Source organism: Streptomyces sp. GC420, assembly GCF_009916105.1.
GTDB lineage: Bacteria > Actinomycetota > Actinomycetes > Streptomycetales > Streptomycetaceae > Streptomyces.
Window position 1 is genome coordinate 1 of sequence record NZ_JAAAXQ010000755.1, and the last position, 1261, is coordinate 1261.

1 protein-coding gene is annotated in these 1261 nt (G+C 74.5%); it reads left to right on the forward strand.

The annotated features are described in order from the left end of the window. Positions 1-175: 175 nt before the first annotated feature. Positions 176-1261: sensor histidine kinase (locus GUY61_RS38405; protein WP_166634907.1), on the forward strand; the 1086-nt coding region annotated here is incomplete at its 3' end.

The following is a 1261-nucleotide window of genomic DNA, read 5'->3' on the forward strand; positions in this document are numbered from 1 at the left end:
CCGCCCCACCCCAGTCCGATCCCCAAGACCGATCCCCAAGACCGACCCGCAAGACCGACGGTCGGACCGGCTCGTCTCCCGGACCGGCCCGTCCCGAGCACTTCCCGCCAGATCCCTGCTCCAGCCACCTGCCCGCCAGATCCACTGGTCCCCGAGGTCCCGAGGTCCCCGATCGATGACAGCGCACACCGCCGAGGCGCGTCCCCCTCTCAAAGCCACCGCCCTGGCCATGCTCATCCCCATCGCCGTCACCGGTCCCCTCGCCGTCTGGGCCGGCTACACCGAACCCGACAGGCTGCGGCAACCCGCCCTGTGGGTCGCGGCCGCCGGCGTCCTGGTGCTCTGCGCTGCCCTCGTGGTGGCCGTACGCGCCCGGTGGACCGTACGGGCGCTGCGCGAGCGCATCGCCACCTTCGAGGTCGAGTCCGACCGCTACGCCGACGAGACGGTCCCGGCGCTGCTGGCCCGGCTGCGCGCGGGTGACTCCGCACAGACCGCGCTCGAGGCGCTGCCCCTGCCGCCCAAGGGCGCCGTGCGCCGCGCGCTGACCGCGGTCGCCGACGAGCTGGGCCGGAGCGAGGCCATGCGCGCCGCGGCCGTCGCGGCCTGCGCGAACGCCTCCGGGCGGATGCAGGCCCTGGCCACCGGCATGCTCGCCGACCTGCGGGAGATGGAGCACCGGCACTCCGATCCCGACGTGCTCAGCGACCTGCTGCACCTCGACCACAGGACGGCGCAGGCCGGACGGCTGGCGGACAGCATCGCCGTGCTGACCGGGGCGCGCTCCGGGCGCCGCTGGGCCAAGCCGATCGTGATGGAGTCCATCCTGCGCGGCGCGATGGGCCGCATCGGCGGCTACCAGCGGGTCAGACTGCACTCCACCAGTGAGGTCGCGGTCGCCGGACACGCCGCCGAGGGCGTCATGCACGCGCTCGCGGAACTCATGGACAACGCCGCCAACTTCTCGCCGCCGACCGCCGAGGTCCATGTGTACGTCGAGGAGGTGCCGGCCGGGCTCGTGATCACCGTCGAGGACAGCGGCCTGGTCATGAGCGAGGTGGCCCTGCGCCGCGCGGAACGGGCCGTGTCCGCGGACGCCGGCGACCTGGCCGGTCTCTCCGGCACCCGGCTCGGCCTCGCGGTCGTCGGCCGGCTGGCCCGCAAGCACGGGCTGTCGGTGTCCTTCCGGCCCTCCGCACGCGGGGGAACGGGCGCGCTGATGATGATCCCGCAGGAACTCCTCACCCGCCCGCGCTCCGGC